The sequence below is a fragment of the Streptomyces sp. NPDC001507 genome, assembly GCF_042894765.1.
Classification (GTDB): Bacteria; Actinomycetota; Actinomycetes; order Streptomycetales; family Streptomycetaceae; genus Streptomyces.
On record NZ_JBIAVV010000008.1, the window covers coordinates 92051 to 117896 of the forward strand.

The following is a 25846-nucleotide window of genomic DNA, read 5'->3' on the forward strand; positions in this document are numbered from 1 at the left end:
GTGGGGGGCGGGACTTCGGGAAGCGTTACTTCTGGACGCGTGGCGCCACGAGCACCGGCCGCTCGGGCAGCCGGACGCGCACGGCGGACCCGGCGCCCAGCTCGGCGGCCTCGTGGGCGGGCAGGTCGGCCTTGGCCTCGGTGCCGTCGGCGAGCCGTACGGTGACCCGGACGACCGCGCCCAGGAAGGCGGTGGCGACGACGGTGGCCGTACCGGCGCCGTCCGCGCGCACCTGGACCGCCTCGGGCCGCACGAGCACGTCGACCTCGCCCGCGCCCGGCGCCTGCCCGTCGACCGGCAGCCGCTGCCCGAGCACCTCGACGGTGCCGTCCCCGACCGTCCCCGGGATCCGGCTCATCGTGCCGACGAACTCGGCGACGAAGGCGGTGGCCGGACGGCCGTACAGCTCGGCCGGTTCGGCGCACTGTTCGAGCCGCCCGGCGCGCATCACGGCGACCCGGTCGGCGACGGAGAGCGCCTCCTCCTGGTCGTGCGTCACGAACAGGGTGGTGATGCCGAGTTCCTGCTGGAGCCGGCGGATCTCCTCGCGGAGGCTGAGCCGGACCTTGGCGTCGAGGGCGGACAGGGGTTCGTCCAGCAGCAGCACGCGGGGCCGCAGGGCGAGGGCGCGGGCCAGCGCGATGCGCTGCTGCTGGCCGCCGGAGAGCTGGTGCGGGAACCGCTCCGCCTTGTCGCCGAGCCCGACGAGCTCCAGCAACTCGGCGGCCCGCGCCCGCCGTTCACTCGTGCGCACCTTGCGCATCCGCAGCCCGAAGGCCACGTTGTCGACGGCGTTCAGGTGCGGGAAGAGGCTGTACGACTGGAAGACCATCCCGGCGTCGCGACGGTGGGCCGGGACGTGGGTGACGTCCTCGCCGTCCACCAGGACGGCGCCGGAGTCGGGGTGTTCGAAGCCGGCGAGCATGCGCAGCGCGGTGGTCTTGCCGCAGCCGGACGGGCCGAGCAGGGCCAGGAACTCGCCCGGCTGGACGGTCAGGTCGAGTCCGTCGAGGGCCACGGTGGCGCCGAACTCGCGCCGCAGCGAACGGAACTCGACGGTCGCGGCCTTCTCGGCGGCCTTCTCAAGGGTGGCGGTGGTCATGGTGTGTCATCCCCGGGAGGAAGCGGTTCGGTCGCGGCCGCCGGCACCGGCGAGCGCGAGGAGCAGTGCCCAGGTCACCAGGAGGCTGAGCACGGAGACGGCGACGGACATCTGGGCCTGGGAGCCGCCGACGTTGTAGATCCACACGGCGAAGGGCTGGAAGCCCAGCAGCTGGGCGACCGTGAACTCGCCCAGCACCAGGGCCAGGGTGAGGAAGGACGCGTTCAGCAGCGCCCCGCGCAGGTTGGGCAGCACGGCGCGGACGAGGGCCTGCGGCCAGTTGGCACCGCAGCTGCGGGCGGCCTCGACGAGGGTGCGCACGTCGATCGCGCGCAGCCCGGCGTCCAGCGCCCGGTAGACGAAGGGCAGTGCCATCACGACGTACGCGAGGACCAGGACGACCGGGAAGGTCGGGTTCTGGACGGCGACGAACGTCTCGAACAGCGGGGTCCTGGACAGGTAGTCCGGGCCCCACTTGAGGACGGTCACGATGCCGGCGACGAACGCGATCGGCGGCACCACCAGCGGCAGCGAGCAGACGACCTCGACCACCGGCCGCAGCCTGGGCGCGCTCAGCCGCAGGGCGACCACGGCGGGCACCATCAGCAGCAGCACGACGGCGATGGTGGCGACCGCCAGTTCCAGCGAGAGGGCCAGGCTGGAGAGGAAGCCGTCGGCGGACAGGATCTGGGAGTAGGCGTCGAAGGTGACGCCCTGACCCGGCACGTCCACCGTGAAGAGGACGGAGGCGCCAAGCGGGACCAGGAAGTAGAGGGCGGCCAGGCCGAGGACGGCCCAGCGCCAGGGGGTCAGGCGTCGAGCCATCGGGCGCTCCGTCGTTGCAAGGGCAGGTACACGGACATCACCACGCCGGCCACCAGCACCATGTCCAGGCTCAGGGCGAGGGCCACGTTCTCCTGGCCGACCAGGACGTTGCCGGAGAGGGCGTCGGCGATCTGGAGGGTGACCAGCGGGACCGCGCTGCCGACCATCGCGGCGGCGGTGGCGTAGGCGGCGAAGGCGCTGCCGAAGAGCAGCACGAGCCCGCCGAGCAGCGAGGGCGCGAGCACGGGCAGGGCCACGAACCGCCAGTACTGCACGCCGGTGGCGCCGTTGTTGAGCGCGGCCTCCCGCCACTGGGTGCGCAGTCCGTCGAGGGCCGGGGTGATGGTGAGGACCATCAGCGGGATCAGGAAGTACAGGTAGACCAGGACGAGCCCCCAGAAGCTGTACAGGTTCCAGCCGTGGTCCGTGAGGTGCAGGTGCACGGTGAGCACACCGGCGTTGCCGAGGGTCGCGACGAACGCGAACGCCAGTGGCACACCGCCGAAGTTGGCGAGCACACCGGAGGCGGTGAGCACGGCCTCGCGCAACGCCCGGGAGCGCGAGCTGACGACGGCCTGCGCGAGCGGCAGCCCGAGGACGGCGGCGATGACGGCGGAGAGCGCGGACAGCTTGACGCTGCCGACCAGTGCGGTGAGGTACGGCCCCTGGAGCGAGTCGCTCAGGTTGCTCGCGGTGTACGAACTCACCCCGCTGGCCGGGTCCTTGACCGTGAAGGCGCCGTTCAGCATGGCGACGGCCGGCAGCCCGAAGGCGACGGCCGTGAAGGCGAGGAGCGGGACGACGGCGAGCCAGCCGGGGGCACGGCGCCGCCGCTTCTGGGAAGCGGCGGACGCCACGTCGGCCCGCGTGAGCGTGGCCGTCATCCGGAGACGGCCTTCGACCAGCCGGTCGAGAGAACCGTCTTGGCCTTGTCCTGCTGGGCCTCGGTCGGGAAGGTGGGCGTGCCGGTGACCGCGGGCAGCTTGGCCGCGGCGGTCTTGTCCAGCGTGCCGGCCTTGTCCATGGAGCCCATCAGGACCGGGCGGGCGTACCCCTTGAGCCACAGGTTCTGGCCCTCGGTGCTGTACAGGTACTCCTGCCACAGGCGGGCGGCCGCCGGGTGCGGGGCGTCCTTGTTGATGGCCTGGGAGTAGTACTGGGCGTACTGGCCGTCGGTCGGGATCGACACCTTCCAGTCGACGCCCTTGGACTTGAACTCGTCGGCGTAACCGGCGTTCAGGTAGTCCCAGTCGATGGAGATGGGCGTCTCGCCCTTCTCCACGGTGGCCGGGGTGGACTCGACCGGTGTGTAGTTGCCGTTCTTCTTCAGCTTGGCGAAGAAGTCGAGGCCGGGCTGGATGTCGTCGAAGGAGCCCTTGTTGGCGAGCGCGGCCGCGTAGACGCCGCCGAACGCCGAACCGGACTTGGTCGGGTTGCCGTTGAGGGCGACCTGGCCCTTGTACTGCGGCTTGAGCAGGTCGGCGAAGGTGGTCGGGCAGGTCTTGACCCGCTTCGCGTCGCAGCCGATGGAGATGTAGCCGCCGTAGTCGTTGTACCAGCGGGCCTGCGGGTCCGCCTGGCCCGTGGGGATGTCGGAGTACGAGGTCACCTTGTACGGCGCGAGCAGCCCCTGCTGGGCGGCGCTGAGCGCGAACGACGAGCCGAGGTCGAGGACGTCGGGCGCCCGGTCCTGGCCCTTGCGCGAGGTCACGGCGTTGATCTCGTCCTGGCTCGAGCCGTCGGGGCTCTCGTCCTCGATCTTGATGCCGTACTTCTTCTGGAAGCCGTCGATGATGGCGCCGTAGTTCGCCCAGTCGCGGGGCACGGCGATGATGTGCAGCGCGCCCTCCTTCTTGGCGGCGGCGATCAGCTTGTCCATGCCGCCGAGGTCGGCGGCGGAGGTGGCGGTGGCGGCGTTCTTGCCGTCGGAGGTGGTGGACGACGCGTTGTCGGGGGCGGCGCCGCAGGCGCTGAGGGCGAGCGCGGCTACGGCGGCGAGGGAGCCGCCGAGGAGGGCGGTTCTCGGCAGGGACACGGTCACGGTCTCTCCAGGGAGTACGCACGAGGGTGGGTGGCGCTGTGGGCGGCGCCCGGCGAACTTGTCTGAACAAGTTGGCTCACAGTACGCCCGGCGCGGGTGTCGGGACTGTGAACTCCGGAAAAATCCTGGCCCCCGATTCCCTGCACATTCCTGACCGGTCCCGGGCTGACACGAATCACCTGGGAACGTCGATTAGGCTGGTCACGCTGTGCACAGCGGCCTACTCAGAGGGGAAGCATGACGGCGCGACACGAGGAGATCGCCGACGAGCTGCGGCGCGCCATCGACCGCGAGGAGTACACCGTCGGCAGCCGGCTGCCCTCGGAGACGGAACTCGCCGCGGAGTACGGCGTCTCCCGCGGCACGGTCCGCCAGGCGGTCGCCGCGCTCACCGCCGAGGGGCTGATCGGCTCCCGCCAGGGCGCCCGCCGGGTGGTCCTCGCCAGCCGCCGCAGCCAGAGCTTCGCGGAGCTGCGCAGCTTCGCGCAGTGGGCGAAGGCGATGGGCCGAGCGGCGACGGGACACGTGGTGTCCCAGGAGTACCGGCCGGCCACCCAGGAGGACGCCGTCCGCCTCCAACTGGGCCTCGGTACGCCCGTGTTGCATGTGCTGCGGGTACGCGGACTGGACGGCGAACCGGTGTTGCTGGAGCGCACGGTGTACGCGGACTGGATCTCCACGGCGGTCGAGGCGATAGAGCCGGACTGCCCGTCGGTCACCCAACGCCTCTACGAGGACAAGGGGTTGGTCTTCGCGTACGGCGAGCACGTCATAGACGCGGTGGCGGCGGGAGCGCAGGACGCCGAACTGCTCGGCATCCGCCGGACGAGCCCGCTGCTGCGGGTGCGGCGCGTGACGACGACGCGGGAGGGCCGGCCGGTGGAGTGGTCCGACGACCGCTACCGGTCGGATGCGGTGAGCTTCAGTGTGCACAACTCCATCGACAACAACGCGCTGGCGCGCAAGACCGCGGAGTAGGGGGTGGGGGGTGCGGGGTGCGGTCGTACGCCGGGTGCGCCCCGGTGGGGGTTGTTCGCGCAGTTCCCCGCGCCCCTTCAGGTGGGACCAGTCGAGCTGCTTTCAGGGGCGCGGGGAACTGCGCGACCAGCCACGCACCACCGGCACCCGGCGACCGCACCCCCCGCCCCCTCCCCCGCTCTCACCCCGGCGCACCCGACGAGAAACGGCGCAGCAGCGGGGACAGCACCAGTACCGACTTGGTGCGTTCCACGAACGGCTCCCCCGCGATCCGCTCCAGCACCCTCTCGAAGTGCCGCATGTCGGAGGCGAAGACCTGCACGACCGCGTCGGCCTCACCGGTGACCGTCGACGCGGCCACCACCTCCTGGTAGCGCTCCAGCCCCCGCTGGATGGTCTCCGGGGACGTGTTGCGCCGGCAGTAGATCTCGACGAACCCCTCGGTCTCCCAGCCGAGGGCCGCCGGATCGACCCGTACGGTGAATCCGGTGATCGCTCCGGTGGCGCGCAGCCGGTCCACGCGCCGTTTGACGGCAGGCGCGGACAGCCCGACCAGTTGCCCGATGTCCGCGTAGGAGCGGCGGGCGTCCTCGGCGAGGGCGTGCACGATGCGTTCGTCGAGATCGTTCAGCAAGGGGTCGTTCAGCTCTCAGGTGGTGCAGGACGGGACCGGCGGTAGCCGTGTACGAAGTAGAACACGAGCCCGACGGCGACCCGCCCGGCACCGCGCCTCCGCGCAGCGGCTAGCTCCAGCTGGCGTGCAGCGGCTTGCCCTCCGCGTACCCGGCCGCGCTCTGGATCCCGACGATGGCCTTCTCGGCGAACTCCTCCAGGGAACCGGCTCCGGCGTAGGTGCAGGACGACCGCACGCCCGCGATGATCGAGTCGATCAGGTCCTCCACGCCCGGCCGGGCCGGGTCGAGGAACATCCGGGACGTGGAGATGCCCTCCTCGAAGAGCGCCTTGCGGGCCCGGTCGTAGGCCGACTCGTCGGACGTGCGGTTGCGCACCGCCCGCGCGGAGGCCATGCCGAACGACTCCTTGTACAGCCGCCCGTCGGCGTCCTGCTGGAGGTCGCCCGGGGACTCGTAGGTGCCCGCGAACCAGGAGCCGACCATCACGTTGGACGCCCCGGCGGCCAGCGCCATCGCGACGTCACGGGGGTGCCGGACACCGCCGTCGGCCCACACGTGCTTGCCGTACTTCTTCGCCTCGGCGGCGCACTCCAGGACCGCCGAGAACTGCGGCCGGCCGACGCCGGTCATCATGCGGGTGGTGCACATGGCGCCGGGGCCCACGCCGACCTTGATGATGTCCGCGCCCGCGTCGACGAGGTCCTTGACCCCCTGCGCGGAGACGATGTTGCCGGCCGCGATCGGGACCTGCGGGTCGAGGCCGCGCACCAGCCTGATCGCGTTGATCATCGACTCCTGGTGGCCGTGCGCGGTGTCGATGACGAGCGTGTCGACGCCCGCGTCGAGCAGTTGCTTGGCCTTGTCCGCGAAGTCCCCGTTGATGCCGACGGCGGCGGCGATGCGCAGCCGGCCGTGCGCGTCGGTCGCCGGGGTGTACAGGGTGGCGCGCAGGGCGCCCTTGCGGGTGAGGATGCCGGCGAGCTTGCCCTCCCGGTCGACCGCCGGGGCGTAGCGGCGGTTGGCGCCGTCCAGCTTGTTGAACGCCTCGCGGGGGTCGATGTCCGCGTCGAGGAGCAGCAGGTCGCGGGACATGACCTCGGCGAGCTGGGTGAACCGGTCGACGCCGGTGAGGTCCCGGTCGGTGACGACGCCGACGGGGCGGCCGTCCTCGTCGACGACGACACCGGCGTTGTGCGCCCGCTTCGGCAGCAGGGCCAGCGCGTCGGCGACGGTCTGGTGCGGGGCCAGCACGATCGGGGTGTCGAGGACCAGGTGGCGGCTCTTGACCCAGGTGATGACATCGGTGACCACGTCGATCGGGATGTCCTGCGGGATCACGACGAGTCCGCCCCGCCGGGCCACCGTCTCGGCCATCCGGCGGCCCGCGATCGCGGTCATGTTGGCGACGACCAGCGGGATGGTGGTGCCCGTGCCGTCCGGCGAGCCGAGGTCCACGCCCTGACGCGAGCCGACCGCGGAACGGCTCGGCACCATGAAGACGTCGTCGTACGTCAGGTCGTACGCGGGCTGGATGTCATTGAGGAAACGCACGTGCCGCACATCCCAGTCGATCAGAGGTGACCCCCGGACCGGCCGGCCAGAGGGAAAAGCACGTACTTCATTCTCCCATGCCGACCGGCACGTCATGCCCGGGACGAACGTCCAGCCAGGTCAGAGGCCGTTCGGAGGAACCTACAGGGGGCTTCGGCGGGGTCAGCGCAGGGCCAGGGCGACCGTCAGCGCGGGCTCGTCGGCGGACGCGGCGGCGAACACCTGCCGGGCGGTCTCCCACTCGTCGGGTCTGCTCCGCGCGTACCCCTGCCAGCCGGTGACGACGATCAGGAGCCCGCGGCCGACGGCCTCCGGCGGCCACACCGAGGGGTCGCGGAGGCTGTCGGTGAGGGCGTCCCAGTTGCGCCCGAACCACGCGGGCAGGTCGAGGGCGGAGGCGGTCCGGTCCATGAGGCCGGCCTTGTCGGTGACCCCGGCGAGGTCGAGGGTGACCGGATGCGGGCTCGTCGTCATGTCAGTGCCGTCCGAGTGGGGTTGCGGGGGCGGTCTGTTCGGCCAGCCAGGTCGCCGCCGAACGGGTCCAGGTCGAGGCCTCTCCGGCGCCGTGGGCGAGGCCCAGGCTGTGCGGGCCGTGCGGGTAGACGTGCACGGTGTGGGGCACGTCGTGGGCGGCCAGGGCCATGGCCAGGCGATAGGTGTGCTCGGGCCACACATACGGGTCCTCGGCCGTGTGCCAGAGGAAGAACGGGGGCGCCGACGGGGTCACCAGCGCGTCGAGCGAGGTGGCCCGGCGCAGCTCCGGCGGGGCGTCCTCGCCCAGCAGGACGTCCTGTGAGGGCCGGTAGGTCTCGGTCTCCATCGAGGTGATCGCGTAGCCGAGCACGGCGAACTGCACCGCCGTCCGCGCGTCGCCGTCCGCGGCCAGGGCGGCCAGACCCGCGAGGTGCCCGCCCGCCGAGAACCCCACGAGCCCGATCCGGTCGGCCCCGGCCGCCCGCAGCCGCCGGATCTCGGCACGCAGCGCCTCCAGGGGGGCCGGATGCCGCACCCCGAGGGGATACCGGAAGACGCTCGCCTCGATGCCCAGCCCCAGCCCGGTGAGCCACTCGGCCACCGGCTCGGCCTCGTGCTCGGCGTACTGCACGTAGCCGCCGCCCGGCACCACGATCACCTGCGCGTTCACCGTTCTCACCGTCCCCCCTCGCCGGCTCCGGGGAGGGCGGGCAGGTCGTCGAGGAAGTCGTCGGACGGCACGAAGAAGAGGGTGCCGGTGACCGCGGTGGAGAAGTCGAGGATCCGGTCGTGGGTGGCGTCCCCGGTGCCGAGGAACATGTTGCGCAGCATCCGCTCGATGACGTCCGGCGTCCGGGCGTACCCGATGAAGTAGGTGCCGAACTCGCCGCCGCCGGGGCTGCCGAAGGGCATGTTGTCGCGCAGGATCTTCTGCTCCTCGCCGTCCGGTCCGGTGACCGTGTTCAGGCCCTTGTGGGAGGCCGGCTCCTCCAGTTCGACGTTGGTGGCCTTCGTACGGCCGATGATCCGCTCCTGCGTCTCGACGGGCAGCGCGTTCCAGGCGTCGAGGTCGTGGAGGTATTTCTGTACGACCACGTAGCTGCCGCCGGCATGGCCGGGGTCCTCCGCGCCGATCAGGACGGCCCTGCGGGCGGCGGCGCCGACCGGGTTCTCGGTGCCGTCGACGAAGCCCAGCAGGTCGCGAGCGTCCAGGTACTTGAAGCCCGGCACCTCGTCCTCGACGGTCACCGCGTCGCGCAGCCGGTGCATGATCTCGGCGGCGAGCCCGAAACACAGGTCGAACCGGGTGGCCCGGATGTGGAAGAGCAGGTCGCCGGGGGTGGCGACCGCGGTGTGCCGGGGGCCCGCCAGGGGCCGGAAGGGGTGCAGCTCCGCCGGACGGGGGTGGTCGAGGAGCCGGTCCCAGGCCTCGGAGCCGATCCCCGCCACACAGCTCAGCGCGGCTTCCGGCGCGCCGAACCCGAAACTGCGCTGCAGCGCGCGGAGATCGCCGAGCACCTCCCGCGCCGTGCCCTCACCGCCGGGGCGGACGGTGAGCACCAGGAAGATCGCGGCGGTGGTCAACGGACCGAGCACCGGCTGCGGTTCGGCTTCCGGCACGGACTGGGGTTCAGTGGTCAACGCGTCCTCCCGATGCGTTCGGCACACGGCCTGTCGTACACATACTCGGGGTTGACGGCGTTCAGTCGGCGAAGACGCTCCAAGTGATGGCGACCGTACCTCGCCGTGCGCCTCACAGGGGGCGCAGGAAGTCCCCGAGGTGCCGGGCGACCAGGTCCGGTGCCTCCAGCGGGGACAGGTGGCCCACACCGTCCAGTTCGACGAGCACCGGGCCCCTGAGCCCCGCCGCGGCCTGACCGCGCGGTGACAGAAATTTTCCGAGGAATCCTTCGCCCAGCGGAATAGACAGACCTGTCTATGCGGTTGACCAGACACGGTAGACAGACCGGTCTACTCAACAAGCAGCTCCGAACCGACGCTCCTCGGCCCCGTCCCCGCGAAGGATCTCCGATGAACCACCTCGCATCGCACGAGCGCACCGAGCGCCCCACGGCAGCACGCAGGCCGATACCGCCGCGCGCGGCGTTCTACGTGCTCGCCTCCGTCGTCGTCTCCTTCCTGGCCGCCTCCAGCGCGCCCACCCCGCTCTACGCGACCTACCAGGCCGAGTGGGGATTCAGCCCGATCACCACCACGGTCGTCTTCGGCGTCTACGCGATCGCCGTCCTCTCCGGCCTGCTCGTCCTCGGCAAGCTGTCCGACCACGTCGGCCGCCGCCCGGTCCTGATCACCGCGATCGCCGCCCAGGCCGTCGCCATGCTGCTCTTCTCCACCGCCGGGGGCGTCGGCGAACTGCTCGTCGCCCGCATCGTGCAGGGCCTGTCCACCGGCGCCGCGCTCGGCGCCGTCGGGGCCGCGATGATGGACATCAACCGCTCCCGCGGCACCACGGCGAACGCCTTCGCCCCGGGCCTCGGCACCGCGACCGGCTCGCTGGTCAGCGGCTTCGTCGTGCAGTACCTGCCCGCCCCCACCCACACGATCTACCTCGGGCTGCTGGCCGTGTTCGCCGCCCAGGCCGTCGCCATCGCCCTGATCGACGAGACCGTCACCAGGCAGCCGGGCGCCCTGGCCAGCCTGGTGCCCGAGATCGGGCTCCCGCGCACGGTCCGTGGCGCGGTCCTCGCGGCGGCGCCCGTCGTCTTCGCCGTCTGGGCCCTCGCCGGCTTCTACGGCTCGCTCGGCCCGTCCCTGGTCCGCACCCTGGTCGGCTCCACCTCCGCGGTCTGGGGCGGTCTCGGCCTCTTCATCCTCGCGTTCGTCGCGGCCGTCTCGGTCCTCGCGCTGCGCAAGGCGCCGTCCACGACCGTGATGTACACCGGCATCGGCGCGCTCGTCGCCGGGGTCGCCCTGACCCTGCTCGCCGTCGACCAGAGCGCTGCGGCGCTGTTCTTCGTCGGCACGGCCGTCGCCGGCCTCGGCTTCGGCAGCGGCTTCCAGGGCGGCATCCGCACCGTGCTGCCGCTGGCGAAGTCCCACGAGAGCTCGGGCGTGCTGTCGCTGCTCTTCGTCGTCGCCTACCTCGGCATGGGCGTCCCGTCGGTCGCCGCCGGCACGCTGGTCGTGCACGGAGGCGGGCTGGTCCCGACCTCCGAGGAGTACGGCGCGGTGGTCATCGGTCTGGCGCTGCTGGCCCTGGCCGCCCTGCTGGTGCGCGGCAAGCCGCAGCTCGCGCCCGGCGTGAAGGTGGCGTCCGGGGGCGCGCAGACGGTGCCGGTCCGGGCGGAGCAGCCCGAGCGCGTCACACGGGCACGATGACTGAGTAGACCGGTCTGGTCAGCCGTAGAATCGGAATCCGGAAGTGTCGGGAAGGTGAGTGGCATGACTAAGACGTCGGCAGATGCCAAGGCACCCACCGCCCGGGAGCGCCTGCTCTCGGCGGCGAACGAGCTGTTCTACGCGGAGGGCGTGCAGTCGGTCGGGATCGACCGGATCATCGAGCGCGCCGGGGTCGCCAAGGCCTCGCTGTACAACACCTTCGGCGGCAAGGACCAGCTCATCCGCGCCTACCTCGACTCCCGGCACGCCAGGCTGACCGAGCGGCTGCTGCGTGCCGTCGACGGCGCCGACACCCCGCGGGACCGGCTGCTGGCCGTCTTCGACGCGCAGACCGAGCTGTTCGCCGAGCAGGACTACCGCGGGTGCGCGTTCATGGCGGCCAGCGCAGAGGCCAAGCACGGCAGCACCATCGAGGAGGCTTCCGACGTCTCCCGCGCCTGGGTCCGGGCCCTGTTCACCGACCTCGCCCGGGACGCCGGCGCCCCGGATCCGGAGGCACTCGCCCGCCGTCTGCGCCTGCTCTACGACGGGAGTGTGGTGGCCGCACGGATGGACCGCGACCCGTCGGTGGGTCCGGTCGCCCGGGAGGCGGCCGCCGTCCTGATCGACGCGGCGCTGCCCGCCGAGACCTGAGGACCCCGTCCCGAAGGCCCCCTCCGGAAGGCCCCGTCTCCGGGCCTGCTCGTCCGCCGCGGCAGCGTTGTCACACCGGCTGCCGCGGCACTGCCGTGCCCCCTGCCCCGGTCAGGGACCGTCCGGGTCCGCGCGGTTCAGGGCGGGCTTGGGAGTGGTGCCCGCCGTCATCAGGTAGTCGGCGGCCGAGGTGTCGGTGACGAGGCTGGTGACCAGCCCCGACCGCAGCACCGCGTCGATCGCGGACGCCTTGCGCTGCCCGCCCGCGATCGCGACGACCTCCGGGATCCGGCGCAACTGGTCGGCTTTGACCGTGATGCAGCGTTCCCCCAGGTCGCGTCCGACCCGGCGGCCCTCGGCGTCGAAGAGGTGCGCGGCCATCTCGGCGGCGACGCCGAGCGTGGCGTAGTGTGCGCGCTCCTCGTCGCTGAGCATGTCGTGCACCGTGGAGATACCCGGCTCCCAGGAACCGATGGAGACGCAGGCGACGGTGACCTTGTCGAAGTACTCGAAGGCCCGGGCGATCCCGGTCTGGTTGCGCAGCGCCGCCGCGGTGGCCGCGTCCGGCAGCAGCATCGGGGCGTAGATGGGGTGCGCGTCGCCGCCCGAGACCTGGGCAGCGCGCCGGACGGCCTCGACCGACCCGCGCTCGGAGGTCCCTGCGTCGTACACGCCGGTCAACTGCACCACCGTGCAGGGCGGCAGCCGGTCCAGCGCGGCCGCCATGTGGATGGTGGACCGGCCCCAGGCAAGTCCGAGCACGTCCCCCTCGCTGACCAGTTCGCCGAGCAGGTCCGCGGCGACCTCGCCGAGGTTCTCGGGGTCGGGGGTCTCCTCCGCCTCGGCCGGGGACTCGACCACGACGGCATGCCGCAGGCCGTACCGGGCACGGAGCGCGTCCGAGCGCTCGGCGTCCAGTTCGGCCGGTACGCGGATCTCGATGCGTACGAGATCCCTTTCGAGGGCAGTCTCCAGTACCCGGGCCACTTTGAAGCGGCTGACGCCGAACTCCTCCGCGATCTGGATCTTGGACTTGCCTTCGAGGTAGAAGCGGCGGGCCATGGCCGCCGCCTGCACCAGCTCTGCGGGTCCCATCCGCATGGCTGACCGGCCCGCCGACATACCCGACACGGCCATCTCCTCACTGCTGTTCACACTCTGGATACGCCGTTCATCCTTGCAGATCCGGCGCACTTGATCAGCCCTGATCGGAGCCGTTCACGTTCCCGTACCTCAGTGGTCGCACGCCCACGACGCCTGGGCGGTGGCCGTCGCCGCCTGGGTGCGTAGTGCACGTACCGCCTCTGCCGGGTCGTTTGCCCCGTACACCGCGGAACCTGCCACAAAAACGTCGGCTCCTGCGTCCGCACACCGTTCGATCGTCGACGCGGAAACTCCACCGTCGACCTGGAGCCACAGCTCCAGCCCGTGCTTGCTGATCAACTCCCGGGTGCGGCGGATCTTCGGCAGCATGATGTCGAGGAACGCCTGGCCGCCGAAGCCCGGCTCCACCGTCATGATCAGCAGCATGTCCAGCTCGGGGAGCAGGTCCTCGTACGGCTCGATGGGCGTGGCGGGCTTGAGCGCCATGGACGCGCGGGCACCCTTCGCCCGGATCTCCCGGGCGAGCCGCACCGGGGCGGCCGCCGCCTCCACGTGGAAGGTGACGGAGGAGGCCCCCGCTTCGACGTACTGCGGCGCCCACCGATCAGGGGCCTCGATCATCAGGTGGCAGTCCAGCGGGGTGTCCGTTGCACGGGCCAGGGACTCTACGACCGGCACACCGAGCGTGAGGTTCGGGACGAAGTGGTTGTCCATGACGTCGACGTGGAGCCAGTCGGCGCCTTCGACCGCCTTCGCCTCGTCCGCGAGGCGGGCGAAGTCGGCGGACAGGATGCTGGGGTTGATCTGCACGGCCATGCCCCAAGCGTGCCATGCCCTGACGGGGTGGGCCGAGCGGGGTTCGGAGTGGTTACGGCTGAGTGTCGGCCGCGGGTGGGTGGGGGTTGCTCGCGCAGTTCCCCGCGCCCCTTTCGGGGCGCTGCCCAGCCGCAGGTGGGCGTTCCCACCCCCGACCTCAGCCGGTCCTCCGGATCAGCGCCAGGTACATCGCGTCCGTGCCGTGCACATGCGGCCACAGCTGCACATCCGGCCCCTCGCCCAGCTCCGGCACACCGGGCAGGAACGGACGCGCGTCCACCAGCTCGGTCTCCGGCCGCTGCTTGAGCACGTCCTGCACCACCGCCCGCGTCTCCGCCAGGTGCGGGGAACAGGTCGCGTAACCGACCACCCCGCCCACCCGCACCGAGTCGATCGCGGTCCGCAGCAGCGCACGCTGCAGCGGACCGAAGTTGTCGAGGTCCTCGGGGCGGCGCCGCCACCGTGCCTCCGGGCGGCGCCGCAGCGCGCCGAGGCCGGTGCAGGGGACGTCCATCAGGACCCGGTCGAAGGTGCCGGCGCGCCACGGCGGCCGGGTGCCGTCGGCCGCGATGACCTGGTACGGCCCCGGGTTGCCGTGCAGCGCCTTCTCGACCAGCCCGGCCCGGTGCGGCTGCTTCTCGGAGGCGAGCAGCACGGCCCCCCGCTCGGCGGCGAGCGCGGCGAGCAGCGCGGCCTTGCCGCCGGGTCCGGCGCAGCCGTCGAGCCACTTCGCGTCCGGGCCCTCGACCGGCACGCCGGCGAGCGCGAGAGCGACCAGCTGGCTGCCCTCGTCCTGCACACCGGCCCGGCCCTCCTGCACGGCGGCGATGGCGCCGGGCTCGCCGCCCTCGGTGAGCCGCACGGCGTACGGCGACCAGCGCCCCGGCGTGGCGGCCTCCTCACCGAGGAGTTCCTCGGTGGTGGCCCGCCCGGGCCGGGCGACCAGGGTCACCTCGGGCCGTTCGTTGTCGGCGGCCAGCAGTTCCTCGATCCCCGCGCGGCCGCCCCCCAGCGAGTCCCAGAGGGCGGAGACGACCCACCGCGGGTGCGAGTGCACCACGGCCAGATGATCCTCGGGGTCCTGGTCGTAGGGCGGCGCGACCTTCGCGATCCAGCCGTCCAGATCGTCCTGCGCGACCTTGCGGAGCACGGCGTTGACGAACTTGGCCCGTCCGTCCCCCAGCACCACCCGGGCCAGCTCGACGGAGGCGGAGACGGCGGCGTGGCTGGGGATCCGCGTCCCGAGCAACTGGTGCACACCGAGGCTGAGCACGTCGAGGACCGGCGGGTCCACCTCACGCAGCGGCCGGTCGACGCACTCGGCGATGATCGCGTCGTACGTCCCCTGGCGGCGCAGCGTCCCGTACACCAGCTCGGTCGCGAGCGCGGCGTCCCGCCCGTCGAACTTTTCGGGCCCCTCCTTCTCGCGGGCCTTGCGCAGCAGCGGCGGCAGCACGAGGTTGGCGTACGCGTCCCGCTCGTCCACGGCGCGCAGCGCCTCGAAGGCGAGGATGCGGACGGGGTCCTTCTGGGGACGGCGGTAGGGCTTGGCGGGCCTGCGCGGCCGCCGGGACTGCTCGCTCACGAAAAAGGTGCTCCGGGTATGGGAATGAGGCGACTCCCAGCGTACGCCGCGTACGCCGGAAGGCCGCCGGTGGGAAAGGGGGCTCAGTCGCCGAGGGTCTCCCCCGCGCCGATGCGCACGCCACGCGCCCAGTCGGCGGCCCGCATCGGCTTCTTGCCCTGGGCCTGTACCCACAGCAGTTCCACGGCGTACGACCCCGTCCCCACGTGCACGCTGTTCTTCCCGACGGCGATCTCGGCGGGGCCGAGGTCGGTGCGCTCGGGCACCGGCGTGACCTGGATGAGCTTGAGCCGCTCACCCCGGAAGACGGTCCAGGCACCGGGGGCCGGGGTGCAGCCCCGCACCACCCGGTCGACCCGCAGCGCCGGCGCCGACCACTCCACCTTCGCGTCCTCGACGGTGATCTTGGGCGCGAGGGTGATGCCCTCTCCCGGCTGCGGTACGGCCTTGAGCGTGCCGTCCTCGATACCGTCCATGGTCGCGGCGAGCAGCCCGGCCCCGGCGAAGGCGAGCCGGGTCAGCAGGTCACCGCTGGTGTCGGTGGGCCGGATCTCCTCGGTGACCGTCCCGTAGACGGGCCCGGAGTCCAGCCCCTCCTCGATGAGGAAGGTGGAGGCGCCCGTGATCTCGTCGCCCGCCATGATGGAGTGTTGCACGGGAGCCGCCCCGCGCCAGGCGGGGAGCAGCGAGAAGTGCAGGTTGACCCACCCGTGGACGGGCACGTCGAGCGCGACGCGGGGCAGCAGCGCGCCGTAGGCCACCACCGGGCAGCAGTCCGGCCCGATCTCCCTCAGCCGCTCCAGAAACTCCGGCTCGCGCGGCTTGACCGGCCGCAGCACCTCGATCCCCGCCTCCATCGCCCGCTCGGCCACAGGCGAAGCGACCAGCCTGCGTCCCCGCCCGGCCGGCGCATCGGGCCGCGTGACCACGGCGGCCACCTCGTGCCGTCCGGAGGAGATGAGAGCGTCCAGAGCGGGAACGGCGACTTCGGGGGTACCGGCGAAGACAAGCTTCATGGGCGACTGCGACCCTCTCGAACGGCATCAACACGGGCAACAAGCAAGTCTATGCCGCACCGATCAACCACCGCCCCCAGCCCACAGGCCGCTCGGCCTCTCCGCCGACCGGGACGGGTGGTGCGCGGGTGGGAGAACACCCGGTGGTGCAAACCCGGCGTACGCATATGCCCATACGCCCCCACACCGTGACCAGCGGAGCGCCCACGCGTTGGTCAAGAGAGAGTTGACCACTACGGGCCGCATACGCGGCCCATTCCTTTCAACGCCGGTTCGAGAGGCTTGTTCATGGCCGACCACGCAACCCACGACGCCCAGGCCCGGGCCAGCCTGCACTTGCTGGTGCGGGACATCGAGCGGGTCCGCCGCCAGGTGGACGCACTACGCACGCTCACCGCCCAGTTGGGCAACGTCTACCGCCCGCGCCGATCCGGTCCGTCCACGGGCTTCGTCGTCTACGGACGCGCCCCCGCCCCGACGGTCCGGCTCGCCCAGGAACTCCGGGACAGTGTCGAAACCCTGGTCACGGCCGCCGTGGACTTCGACCGCTCGCTCGGCTTCTCGTGGGACGCGGTGGGCTCCGCGCTCGGCGTCACCAAGCAGGCGGTGCACCGCCGTTACGGCGCCCGCCGCGCCGCGGCCCAGACGGCGGCGGCCGATCCCGACCGGTCCACGGATCCGTCCGGCACCCGCACCCTCAACGTGGCCGGCGGCCTGCCCACGGTGCCCACGGTCCCGGCCGCCCGCTCGATGCCGACCCAGCCGACCGCGGGCAGCCCCGCCCTTCGCGACGAGGCCAGGCCGACGGCCTTCCCCGGCCCGCGCAACGGCTGACACACGCAACGGCCGCCGTCGGCAAGGGCCGGCGGCCCGCCTGCTCCTGCCCTCCCGGCAAGCATCCGGGAGGGCAGCCGTCTGCCGGCTCACCCGATGTCCGGCGGATCGATCCGCACCCGCACCGCATCCCCGCCCCCGGTCCCGCTCCCCCGCGCCATCCGGGCGGCCTGCGCCGACTTCAGGGCGGCGGCGAGCGCCGCACCGCTCCCCGGCGGCACCCGTACCAGCGCCCGCTCCCAGTGCTCCCCCGGCGGCGGCGCACCCGCCCGCCGAGGCGCCCCGGCCCGCACCACGGGTACCGGAACCGGCCCCAACACCTCGGCGTCCGGCGGCAGTTCGGCCGTACCGAGGAACCCGGCGAGCGCCTCCGCGGTCCCCGACACCGCCGCCATCCGCGACACCGGCGGAAACCCCAGCTCCGCCCGCTCGGCGAGCTCCCGCACCGCGTGCCCGACGGGGTCCCACCGCACCAGCGCCTGCACCGGCCGCAGCGTCGGCTCCGCGACGACGACCACGGTCCCCCCGTCCGCCTGCGGCCGCACCAGCGCCCCGGCCGCGATCCACCGGCGCAGCGCGTCCTCACCGGCCCGCAGGTCGGGCCGCCCGAGCATCGCCCAGCCGTCCAGCAGCAGGGCGGCCGCGTAGCCGCCCTCGGCGACCGGCTCGGCGCCCGGTGTGCTCACGACCAGCGCCGGTGTCCCGGGCACGGTGTCCAGCACCTGCTCGCGTCCCGAGGTCCGTACGGGGACGGCGGGGAAGGCCCGCCCCAGCTCCTCGGCGGTCCGCCGCGCGCCGACCACCTGGGCGCGCAGCCGGAAGCCGCCGCACTCGGGGCAGTGCCAGTCGTTCTCCGCCCGTCCGCACCACCCGCACTGCAGCGCTCCGGCGTCCCGCGCCTCCAGCGGACCGGCACAGTGCCGGCAGCGGGCCGGCGCCCGGCACTGGGCGCAGGCCATCCGCGGCACATACCCCCGCCGTGGCACCTGCACCAGCACCGGACCGTGCCGCAACCCGTCCCGGACGGCCTGCCAGGCGAGCGTGGGCAACCGGGCGGCGCGCGCGGCCTCGTCCCGCGCGAGGTCTCCGTCCCCGACCGTCCGCACCAGCGGCGCGGCCTGCCGCACCTGTTCCCTGCCCGCCACCAGGGGCCGCGCCCAGCCGTTCTCCACCAGCTGCGCGGCCTCCACCGTGCAGCTCCAACTCCCGAGCAGAAAAGCGCACTTGTCCAGCGCCGCCCGCAACAGCAGCACATCCCGCGCATGCGGCTGCGGCGCGTGCTGCTCGCTGTGGCTGTCGTCCCCGTCGTCCCAGATCGCGACGAGCCCGAGATCCCGTACGGGCGCGAACATGGCCGCCCGCGTCCCCACGACGGCCCGTACCGACCCGCGACTGGCGGCGAGCCACTGCGCGTACCGCTTCTCGGGCCCGGCGTCGGCCGTGAGCAGTGCGTGCCGCCCCTCGCCCAGCACCTCGCTCAGCGCGGCATCGACCCGCGCGGCGGCCCGTCCGTCCGGTACGACGACCAGCGCGCCGCGTCCCGAAGCGAGCGTGGCGGCGACGGCCCGGGCGATCTCCTCGCTCCAGCCGGGACCCGGCAGGGCGTTCCACACGGCGCGCGGTGCGCCACCGGAGGCCAGCGACTCGACGAAGGCGGCCCCGTGCTCGTACCGCGACCAGCTTCCTGCACCCGGTACGGGCGGGGGCGGCAGCGGCTCCGGCGAGGGCCGCTTCTCGGCCCGCGCGCTGCGCGGCGGCACGGCCAGCTGCAGCACATCCGCGAGGCTCCCCGCATACCGGTCGGCGACCGCGCGTGCGAGCCGCAGCAGTTCCTCGCTCAGTACCGGCTCGGGCGACACCACCTGAGCCAGCGCGGCCAGCGGCCCCGAGTAGTCGGACTCGGCGAGCCGCTCGACCAGGAATCCGTCGATGAGCCCTCCGCCCTCGCGGCGCCCGTCCCGCACCCGGTGCCGCCCGGCCCCGAACCGCACTCGCACCCGCACCCCCGGCTGCGCCTCGGCGTCCAGCTCGGCGGGGACGGCGTAGTCGAAGTAGCGGTCGAGATGGAGCACACCCTTGTCCACGAGCACCCGCGCGACCGGCAACCGCTCGGCCACCGCGGCACCCCGCCAGGTCCGCGGCTTGGCCCGGGGCGCCTTGGCCCCCCGCACGCTCTCCCGAATGAGCGCGAGCTGCTCCGGCGGCGCCCCTCCGGCGCCCCCGCCCCCCTGCTCGTTCTCGCTGCTCACCCTTGCATTCTTACCAAACACCACTGACAACCGGGGCCGTCCGGCCAGCCGTTCGGCCCGGGCGGCGCAGCTCTCCTGAGATCAGCCCGGCAACGGCCGGAACACATCATCATCACCGCGCGCCCCTGGGCACACTCGACAAAAGCACCGCGGCCATCGCACCGGGAGGGCTCCACCCTGCTGATCACCCGTTCCCGGCGACCAGCCGATTTCCGCGGCCCCGGACGCGACGGGTTCCCCGGTCTCCCCGGACGCGCCGAGGCCCGGCTTCCCCGAAGGGAGACCGGGCCTCGGCAGCGGATGCTCCGGGGGTTACAGACCCACGGCCGCACGCAGGGCGTCCACGCGGTCCGTGCGCTCCCAGGTGAAGTCGGGGAGCTCACGGCCGAAGTGGCCGTACGCGGCGGTCTGGGCGTAGATCGGGCGGAGCAGGTCGAGGTCGCGGATGATGGCGGCCGGACGCAGGTCGAAGACCTCGTCGATGGCCTTCTCGATCTTCTCGTGGTCGACCTTGGCCGTGCCGAAGGTCTCGACGAAGAGACCGACGGGCTCGGCCTTGCCGATCGCGTACGCCACCTGGACCTCGCAGCGGGCGGCCAGGCCGGCCGCGACGACGTTCTTGGCGACCCAGCGCATGGCGTAGGCGGCCGAGCGGTCGACCTTGGACGGGTCCTTGCCGGAGAAGGCACCGCCGCCGTGGCGGGCCATGCCGCCGTAGGTGTCGATGATGATCTTGCGGCCGGTCAGGCCGGCGTCGCCCATCGGCCCGCCGATCTCGAAGCGGCCGGTGGGGTTGACCAGCAGACGGTAGTTCTCGGTGTCGAGCTTGATGCCGTCGTCCAGCAGCGCCTTCAGCTCCGGCTCCACGACGAACTCGCGGATGTCGGGGGCGAGCAGCGACTCCAGGTCGATGTCGGAGGCGTGCTGGCTGGAGACCACGACCGTGTCGAGGCGGACGGCCTTGTCGCCGTCGTACTCGATGGTGACCTGCGTCTTGCCGTCGGGGCGCAGGTAGGGGATGGTGCCGTTCTTGCGGACCTCGGAGAGGCGCTTGGAGAGGCGGTGCGCCAGGAAGATCGGGAGCGGCATCAGCGTCGGCGTCTCGTCCGTCGCGTAGCCGAACATCAGGCCCTGGTCGCCGGCGCCCTGCTTGTCGAGCTCGTCCTCGTCGCCCTCGACCCGGTTCTCGTACGCCGAGTCCACGCCCTGGGCGATGTCCGGGGACTGCGCGCCGATCGAGACCGAGACGCCGCAGGAGGCGCCGTCGAAGCCCTTCTTCGAGGAGTCGTAGCCGATCTCCAGGATCTTGTTGCGGACCAGCGTCGCGATGTCCGCGTACGTCTTGGTCGTGACCTCGCCGGCCACGTGCACCAGGCCGGTGGTGATCAGCGTCTCGACGGCGACCCGAGAGGACGGGTCTTCGCGCAGCAGCGCGTCGAGAATGGTGTCGCTGATCTGGTCAGCGATCTTGTCGGGGTGACCCTCGGTCACGGACTCCGAGGTGAACAGGCGACGGGACACAACGCTCCCTGGGGTTGCAGCGGCTGCTGTCTGATCATTGGCGGACGACACGGGGGCTGCACCCGGGCGTCGTCCGAGAACAGTTTATCGGTCGCACTCGGCCGCCGGCCTACCTGTCTCGACACTCGGAAGTGCTGTGACCTGCGGCACGGGCATTCTGCCCAATGGTCGGCGGCCTTGACCAGAGCCCCCGCACCGCAATGTCGTGTCCCGCAAAGTTGACATACGGCTGAAATAAGCTAACCCAAACGGGCCGCCACCAGGTCCCAGACGACGTCGGCGAGAGCCTCCTTCGGCCCGTGCGGCACCGGTGTCTCGCTGCCGTCGGCGCCGAGCACCACGGCCTCGTTCTCCTCGGAGCCGAAGGTCTTGCGCTCCCCCACCTCGTTCACCACGAGCAGGTCGCAGCCCTTGCGGGCCAGTTTGGTCCGGCCGTTGGCGAGGACGTCGTCGGTCTCGGCGGCGAAGCCGACGATCACCTGTCCGGACCGCGCCCGGTCGGCCGAGATCTCCGCGAGGATGTCCGGATTCCGCACCAGGACGACCGGCTCGGGATCCTGGCCGTCCTTCTTCTTGATCTTCCCGGCCGCGTAGACCGCGGGGCGGAAGTCGGCGACGGCGGCGGCCATCACCACGGCGTCGGCGTCGGCGGCCGCCTTCAGCACCGCCTCCCGCAGCTGTACGGCCGTACCGACCGGGACGACGTCCACGCCGGCCGGGTCGGGCAGTCCCGCGGTGTTGGCGGCGACCAGCGTCACGCGGGCGCCCCGTGCCGCGGCCGTGCGGGCGAGGGCGTAGCCCTGCTTGCCCGAGGAGCGGTTGCCCAGGAAGCGGACGGGGTCGAGGGGCTCCCGGGTGCCGCCGGCGGAGACGACGACGTGGCGGCCGGCCAGGTCGGGCTCCGCCGCTCCTCTCGCCAGGACGCGGCGGCAGGCCTCGAAGATCTCCGCCGGGTCGGGGAAGCGGCCCTTGCCGGTGTCGACGCCGGTGAGGCGGCCGACCGCCGGGTCGATCACGACGGCGCCGCGGCGGCGCAGCGTGGCCACGTTCTCCTGGGTGGCCGGGTGCTCCCACATCTCCGTGTGCATCGCGGGGGCGAAGACGACCGGGCAGCGGGCGGTGAGGAGGGTGTTGGTGAGCAGGTCGTCGGCGAGGCCGTGGGCCGCCTTGGCGAGCATGTCGGCGGTGGCCGGGGCGACGACGACCAGGTCGGCGTGCTGGCCGATGCGGACGTGCGGGACCTCCTCGACGTGGTCCCAGACCTCGGTGGAGACCGGGTTGCCGGAGAGGGCGGACCAGGTCGCGGCGCCGACGAAGTGCAGCGCGGAGGCGGTGGGCACGACCCGGACGTCGTGACCCGACTCCGTGAACCTCCGCAGCAGCTCACAGGCCTTGTACGCGGCGATGCCGCCGCTGACCCCCAGCACGACCTTCGGCTTGCCCACCGGGCCTCCACTCGTCGAATCCATGACGCCATCACACACCACAGGCCCGGCAGTCGGCTGCCGGGCCTGTGGATAAGTCAACCGCAATACGAAAGTACTACTGCGCCGGACCCTCGATGGCCTCGGACGTCAGCAGACCCGCGTTGATCTCGCGCAGGGCGATGGAGAGCGGCTTCTCGTGGACGTGGGTGTCGACGAGCGGACCGACGTACTCGAGGAGGCCCTCGCCGAGCTGCGAGTAGTACGCGTTGATCTGACGGGCGCGCTTGGCCGCGTAGATCACGAGGCTGTACTTCGAGTCGGTGGCCTCGAGGAGCTCGTCGATCGGAGGGTTGATGATGCCCTCGGGCGCGGTGATGGAAGAGGACACGCTCTGCCTTCCGATGGATGGGAAAGATTCAGTCTGAATGATCAGCAACGATCACACAACGTCCATCAAGGCTAGCAGCTCGCGCGCCACGTCCTTGACGGAGGTGTTGACCAGGGTCTCGTCGAACTCCGGCTCGGCCGCGAGCTCGACCTTGGCAGCGTCCAGCCGCCGCTCGATCACCTCGGGCGCCTCGGTGCCGCGCCCGGTGAGCCTGCGCACCAGCTCCTCCCAGGACGGAGGGGCCAGGAACACCAGCCGGCCCTCCGGCATGGTCTCGCGGACCTGCCGGGCGCCCTGGAGGTCGATCTCCAGGAGGACCGGCACGCCGGCCTCCAGGTGCTCGAGCACCGCGGCGCGCGGGGTGCCGTAGCGGTTGCCGGCGAATTCGGCCCACTCCAGGAGTTCGCCGTTGGCGATCAGTTTGTCCATCTCCTCGTCGGAGACGAAGAAGTAGTGGACGCCGTGCCTCTCGCCGGGGCGGGGCTTGCGCGTGGTCGCCGACACCGAGAGCCAGACCTCGGGGTGTTCCTTGCGCATATGGGCGACGACCGTGCTCTTGCCGACCCCGGAGGGGCCGGAGAGCACGGTCAGCCGCGGACGATCGTCCGGGGGCTCGGGGGTCGTCCCCCGGAATGTTGCAGCCATGCAGCGATTATTCCAGCAATCGCAGGCCGTCCGGGACGGCCCTCCCGGACGGCCCCGTGATCAGGAGCCGGTGCTGCCGAACTCGCGCTCCAGGGAGGCGATCTGGTTGGAACCGAGACCACGCACGCGGCGGCTCTCGGAGATCCCGAGTCGCTCCATGATCTGCTTGGCGCGGACCTTGCCCACGCCCGGCAGGGACTCGAGCAGGGCGGAGACCTTCATCTTGCCGATGACGTCGTTTTCCTGGCCCTGCTTGATGACCTCGTGAAGAGAGGCGCCGGAGTGCTTGAGTCGATTCTTGACCTCGGCCCGCTCCCGGCGAGCCGCGGCGGCCTTTTCGAGCGCGGCTGCGCGCTGTTCAGGGGTAAGGGGCGGAAGAGCCACGCCTACGTCACCTCGGATGTCGAACTGTCGGATACGGACCGGTGAGGAACCTAGTCGCCCCACACCTGGGGAGCTACGAGCAACACGCTTGCCCGTTGACTCTGCTCGGAGACTAGCGGGCAAGTCCGCCGGAGTCAGCGAGAACAGCGGAAAAGTCCTGGTCAGCCTCCGTCAGGCCGGACATTTCAGACATACTGCCCCGGATTTGAGGATGTATTCACGATCGGGCAGTCGCCGTAGTGCCCGGCGGAGCACTTCCCGGACTCTCGCCGGAGCCCTCACCGACCTGCGACGACATCCCGGATCTCGCCCGCGAACCGCTCCGCGGCCGCCCGCAGGGCCCCGACATCGGGACCGTGACGCAAAACACCTCGGCTCACGTTTGGAACCACGTTGCGCACGGCAGCCCCGAAGACCATGGGCAGGTCGGCCGCCGTCGCCCCCTGCGCGCCGACGCCCGGCGCGAGGAGCGGACCGTTGATGCCGAGGTCGTACGCCGACAGGTCGCCGACCGTGGCGCCGACGACGGCGCCGAAGGAGCCCAGCGGCTCCTCCCCCGCGTTCTCGGCGGCGAGGTGGGCCAGCACGGTCGCGCCGACCGTACGCCCGTCGGCGCGCACCGCGTGCTGCACCTCGGGGCCCTCCGGGTTGGAGGTGAGCGCCAGCACGAACAGGCCGGCCCCGCTCTCCCGGGCCAGCGCGACGGCCGGGCTGAGCGAGCCGTAGCCGAGGTACGGGGAGACGGTCAGGGCGTCCGAGAACAGCGGCGCGTCCTTGCTCAGGAAGGCCTCCGCGTACCCGGCCATGGTCGATCCGATGTCGCCGCGCTTGGCGTCCATCACGACCAGCGTCCCGGCCGCCCGCGCCTCCTCCACCACCCGCTCCAGCACGGCGATGCCGCGCGAGCCGAACCGCTCGAAGAACGCGCTCTGCGGCTTCATCACGGCGACCCGGTCGGCCACCGCCTCGACGACCGTACGGCTGAACCGCTCCAGGCCCGCCACGTCGTCGTTCAGACCCCACTCGGAGAGCAGGGAGGCGTGCGGGTCGATGCCGACGCACAACGGACCGCGCTCGTCCATGGCGCGGCGCAGTCGCGCGCCGAAGGGCTCCAGCGGGCTCATACCGTCTTCCTCACGTCGGCGCCGACCGCGTCGGCGAGGGTGGCGTACGGGCTGGTGCGCAGGCGTGCCGCGAGGCCCTTGTGGATGGCGCGGCCCCAGAAGGGCCCCTGGTAGATGAAGGCGCTGTAGCCCTGGACCAGCGTGGCACCGGCGAGGATGCGCTGCCAGGCGTCCTCGGCGTTCTCGACGCCGCCGACGCCGACCAGGGTGATCCGGTCGCCCACGCGCGCGTACAGCCGCCGCAGCACCTCCAGGGAGCGCGCCTTGAGCGGCGCCCCGGAGAGCCCTCCGGTCTCCTTCACCAGGGCGGGATCGGAGCGCAGCCCGAGCCCCTCGCGCGCGATGGTCGTGTTGGTGGCGATGATCCCGTCCAGGCCCAGCTCGACGGCCAGGTCGGCGACGGCGTCGACGTCCTCGTCGGCGAGGTCCGGCGCGATCTTCACCAGCAGCGGCACCCGGCGGTTCGCCGCCACGCGGTCGGCGGCCTCGCGCACGGCCGTCAGCAGCGGACGGAGGTGATCGACGGCCTGGAGGTTGCGCAGTCCCGGCGTGTTCGGCGAGGACACGTTCACGACCAGGTAGTCCGCGTACGGCGCGAGCCGCTCGGCCGACTTCACGTAGTCACCGACGGCCTCGGCCTCCGGTACGGCCTTGGTCTTGCCGATGTTGACGCCCACGACGGTCCTGAACACGGCCTCACGGGTCGCCAGCCGCGCGGCCACGGTCAACGAGCCGTCGTTGTTGAACCCCATCCGGTTGATCAGCGCCCGGTCGGCGACGAGCCGGAACATCCGCTTCGGGGGATTCCCCGGCTGCGCCTCCCCGGTCACGGTCCCGATCTCGACGTGGTCGAACCCGAGCATCGACATCCCGTCGATCGCCACGGCGTTCTTGTCGAACCCGGCGGCCAGCCCGAAAGGCCCGTGCATCCGCAGCCCGAAGGCCTCGGTGCGCAGCTCCTTGTAGCGGGGAGCCAAGGCGGCGGCAATGAACGTGCGCAGCACCGGGATCCGGGCGGCGAGCCGGATCCACCGGAAGGCGAGGTGGTGGGCGGCTTCGGGATCCATCCGCCGGAAGACGAGCTGGAAGAAGATCTTGTACATCAGTGGTCCTCATACGGAGGGGGGACGCCGTCTCCGGAGTCCCCCCTCAGC

25 protein-coding genes are annotated in these 25846 nt (G+C 72.1%); 4 read left to right on the plus strand and 21 right to left on the minus strand.

Annotation, left to right across the window (positions count from 1 at the left end):
- Positions 1-25: 25 nt before the first annotated feature.
- The 4 genes from ACFY0K_RS25455 to ACFY0K_RS25470 are packed head-to-tail and all read right to left on the minus strand — an operon-like array spanning position 26 to position 3968.
- A complete protein-coding gene (locus ACFY0K_RS25455; protein ID WP_390641808.1) occupies positions 26-1102 on the minus strand; it encodes an ABC transporter ATP-binding protein in 1077 nt (358 codons plus the stop codon).
- A gap of 6 nt (positions 1103-1108) precedes the next feature.
- The gene (locus ACFY0K_RS25460; protein WP_390641809.1) at positions 1109-1927 is read right to left on the minus strand and encodes an ABC transporter permease; all 819 of its coding nucleotides are present in this window, start codon (positions 1925-1927) and stop codon (positions 1109-1111) included.
- Positions 1912-2811 (minus strand): ABC transporter permease, encoded by a 900-nt coding sequence (locus ACFY0K_RS25465; protein ID WP_390641810.1) that lies wholly within the window; start codon positions 2809-2811, stop codon positions 1912-1914. Before ACFY0K_RS25465 ends, ACFY0K_RS25460 begins: the two co-directional genes overlap by 16 nt.
- Entirely contained in the window at positions 2808-3968 is a 1161-nt protein-coding gene (locus ACFY0K_RS25470; protein ID WP_390641811.1) for an ABC transporter substrate-binding protein, read from the minus strand. Before ACFY0K_RS25470 ends, ACFY0K_RS25465 begins: the two co-directional genes overlap by 4 nt.
- A gap of 237 nt (positions 3969-4205) precedes the next feature.
- Between ACFY0K_RS25470 and ACFY0K_RS25475 the strand changes: the two genes are divergently transcribed.
- Positions 4206-4946: a GntR family transcriptional regulator gene (locus ACFY0K_RS25475; protein ID WP_382724262.1), complete on the plus strand. Its 741-nt coding sequence runs from the start codon at positions 4206-4208 to the stop codon at positions 4944-4946.
- Positions 4947-5127: 181 nt separating this feature from the next.
- On the opposite strand, the gene ACFY0K_RS25480 is transcribed toward ACFY0K_RS25475, so the two are convergent.
- The 5 genes from ACFY0K_RS25480 to ACFY0K_RS25500 form a co-directional block, all read right to left on the minus strand.
- On the minus strand, positions 5128-5580 hold the full coding sequence (locus tag ACFY0K_RS25480) for an Lrp/AsnC family transcriptional regulator (RefSeq protein WP_046726552.1): 453 nt from the start codon (positions 5578-5580) through the stop codon (positions 5128-5130).
- A gap of 109 nt (positions 5581-5689) precedes the next feature.
- Entirely contained in the window at positions 5690-7132 is a 1443-nt protein-coding gene (locus ACFY0K_RS25485; RefSeq protein ID WP_351960479.1) for a GuaB1 family IMP dehydrogenase-related protein, read from the minus strand.
- A gap of 162 nt (positions 7133-7294) precedes the next feature.
- Positions 7295-7606 carry a barstar family protein gene (locus ACFY0K_RS25490; protein ID WP_390641812.1) on the minus strand — a complete coding sequence of 104 codons (312 nt, stop codon included), beginning with the start codon at positions 7604-7606 and terminating at the stop codon, positions 7295-7297.
- Between the two features lies 1 nt (position 7607).
- Positions 7608-8276, minus strand: a complete 669-nt coding sequence (locus tag ACFY0K_RS25495; RefSeq protein WP_390641813.1) for an alpha/beta hydrolase — start codon at positions 8274-8276, stop codon at positions 7608-7610.
- A gap of 5 nt (positions 8277-8281) precedes the next feature.
- A complete protein-coding gene (locus tag ACFY0K_RS25500; RefSeq protein ID WP_390641814.1) occupies positions 8282-9247 on the minus strand; it encodes a Dyp-type peroxidase in 966 nt (321 codons plus the stop codon).
- A gap of 390 nt (positions 9248-9637) precedes the next feature.
- Between ACFY0K_RS25500 and ACFY0K_RS25505 the strand changes: the two genes are divergently transcribed.
- Entirely contained in the window at positions 9638-10945 is a 1308-nt protein-coding gene (locus ACFY0K_RS25505; RefSeq protein WP_390641815.1) for an MFS transporter, read from the plus strand.
- A gap of 63 nt (positions 10946-11008) precedes the next feature.
- Positions 11009-11599 carry a TetR/AcrR family transcriptional regulator gene (locus ACFY0K_RS25510; RefSeq protein ID WP_390641816.1) on the plus strand — a complete coding sequence of 197 codons (591 nt, stop codon included), beginning with the start codon at positions 11009-11011 and terminating at the stop codon, positions 11597-11599.
- 111 nt (positions 11600-11710) lie between these two features.
- Here ACFY0K_RS25510 and ACFY0K_RS25515 read toward each other — a convergent pair whose 3' ends face one another.
- The 4 genes from ACFY0K_RS25515 to fmt all read right to left on the minus strand — a co-directional run bounded on the left by ACFY0K_RS25515 (position 11711) and on the right by fmt (position 16120).
- Positions 11711-12754, minus strand: coding sequence for a sugar-binding domain-containing protein (locus tag ACFY0K_RS25515; protein WP_351960485.1), 1044 nt, complete (start codon positions 12752-12754; stop codon positions 11711-11713).
- Positions 12755-12832: 78 nt separating this feature from the next.
- On the minus strand, positions 12833-13519 hold the full coding sequence (gene rpe / locus ACFY0K_RS25520) for a ribulose-phosphate 3-epimerase (protein ID WP_133026031.1): 687 nt from the start codon (positions 13517-13519) through the stop codon (positions 12833-12835).
- Between the two features lie 157 nt (positions 13520-13676).
- The gene (locus ACFY0K_RS25525; protein ID WP_390641817.1) at positions 13677-15104 is read right to left on the minus strand and encodes an RsmB/NOP family class I SAM-dependent RNA methyltransferase; all 1428 of its coding nucleotides are present in this window, start codon (positions 15102-15104) and stop codon (positions 13677-13679) included.
- Between the two features lie 83 nt (positions 15105-15187).
- Positions 15188-16120, minus strand: coding sequence for a methionyl-tRNA formyltransferase (gene fmt, locus ACFY0K_RS25530; RefSeq protein WP_390641818.1), 933 nt, complete (start codon positions 16118-16120; stop codon positions 15188-15190).
- A 288-nt stretch (positions 16121-16408) separates the two neighbouring features.
- Here fmt and ACFY0K_RS25535 point away from each other — a divergent pair, with 288 nt between their 5' ends.
- The gene (locus tag ACFY0K_RS25535; RefSeq protein WP_352364540.1) at positions 16409-16954 is read left to right on the plus strand and encodes a hypothetical protein; all 546 of its coding nucleotides are present in this window, start codon (positions 16409-16411) and stop codon (positions 16952-16954) included.
- An 89-nt stretch (positions 16955-17043) separates the two neighbouring features.
- Here the strand turns inward: ACFY0K_RS25535 and ACFY0K_RS25540 are convergent, their stop codons facing one another.
- The 8 genes from ACFY0K_RS25540 to ACFY0K_RS25575 form a co-directional block, all read right to left on the minus strand.
- The gene (locus tag ACFY0K_RS25540) at positions 17044-19203 is read right to left on the minus strand and encodes a primosomal protein N' (protein WP_390641819.1); all 2160 of its coding nucleotides are present in this window, start codon (positions 19201-19203) and stop codon (positions 17044-17046) included.
- 312 nt (positions 19204-19515) lie between these two features.
- Positions 19516-20724: a methionine adenosyltransferase gene (gene metK / locus ACFY0K_RS25545; protein WP_351960491.1), complete on the minus strand. Its 1209-nt coding sequence runs from the start codon at positions 20722-20724 to the stop codon at positions 19516-19518.
- Positions 20725-20963: 239 nt separating this feature from the next.
- Positions 20964-22193: a bifunctional phosphopantothenoylcysteine decarboxylase/phosphopantothenate--cysteine ligase CoaBC gene (gene coaBC / locus ACFY0K_RS25550; RefSeq protein WP_390641820.1), complete on the minus strand. Its 1230-nt coding sequence runs from the start codon at positions 22191-22193 to the stop codon at positions 20964-20966.
- A 73-nt stretch (positions 22194-22266) separates the two neighbouring features.
- Positions 22267-22539 carry a DNA-directed RNA polymerase subunit omega gene (gene rpoZ, locus ACFY0K_RS25555; protein ID WP_005319902.1) on the minus strand — a complete coding sequence of 91 codons (273 nt, stop codon included), beginning with the start codon at positions 22537-22539 and terminating at the stop codon, positions 22267-22269.
- Positions 22540-22590: 51 nt separating this feature from the next.
- A complete protein-coding gene (gene gmk, locus ACFY0K_RS25560) occupies positions 22591-23184 on the minus strand; it encodes a guanylate kinase (RefSeq protein WP_390641821.1) in 594 nt (197 codons plus the stop codon).
- A 60-nt stretch (positions 23185-23244) separates the two neighbouring features.
- Positions 23245-23568, minus strand: a complete 324-nt coding sequence (locus ACFY0K_RS25565; protein WP_003977346.1) for an integration host factor — start codon at positions 23566-23568, stop codon at positions 23245-23247.
- A 278-nt stretch (positions 23569-23846) separates the two neighbouring features.
- The gene (gene pyrF / locus ACFY0K_RS25570; protein ID WP_390641822.1) at positions 23847-24692 is read right to left on the minus strand and encodes an orotidine-5'-phosphate decarboxylase; all 846 of its coding nucleotides are present in this window, start codon (positions 24690-24692) and stop codon (positions 23847-23849) included.
- Positions 24689-25795 (minus strand): quinone-dependent dihydroorotate dehydrogenase, encoded by a 1107-nt coding sequence (locus ACFY0K_RS25575; protein ID WP_390641823.1) that lies wholly within the window; start codon positions 25793-25795, stop codon positions 24689-24691. The genes pyrF and ACFY0K_RS25575 overlap by 4 nt, the downstream gene beginning before the upstream one ends.
- Between the last annotated feature and the right edge of the window lie 51 nt (positions 25796-25846).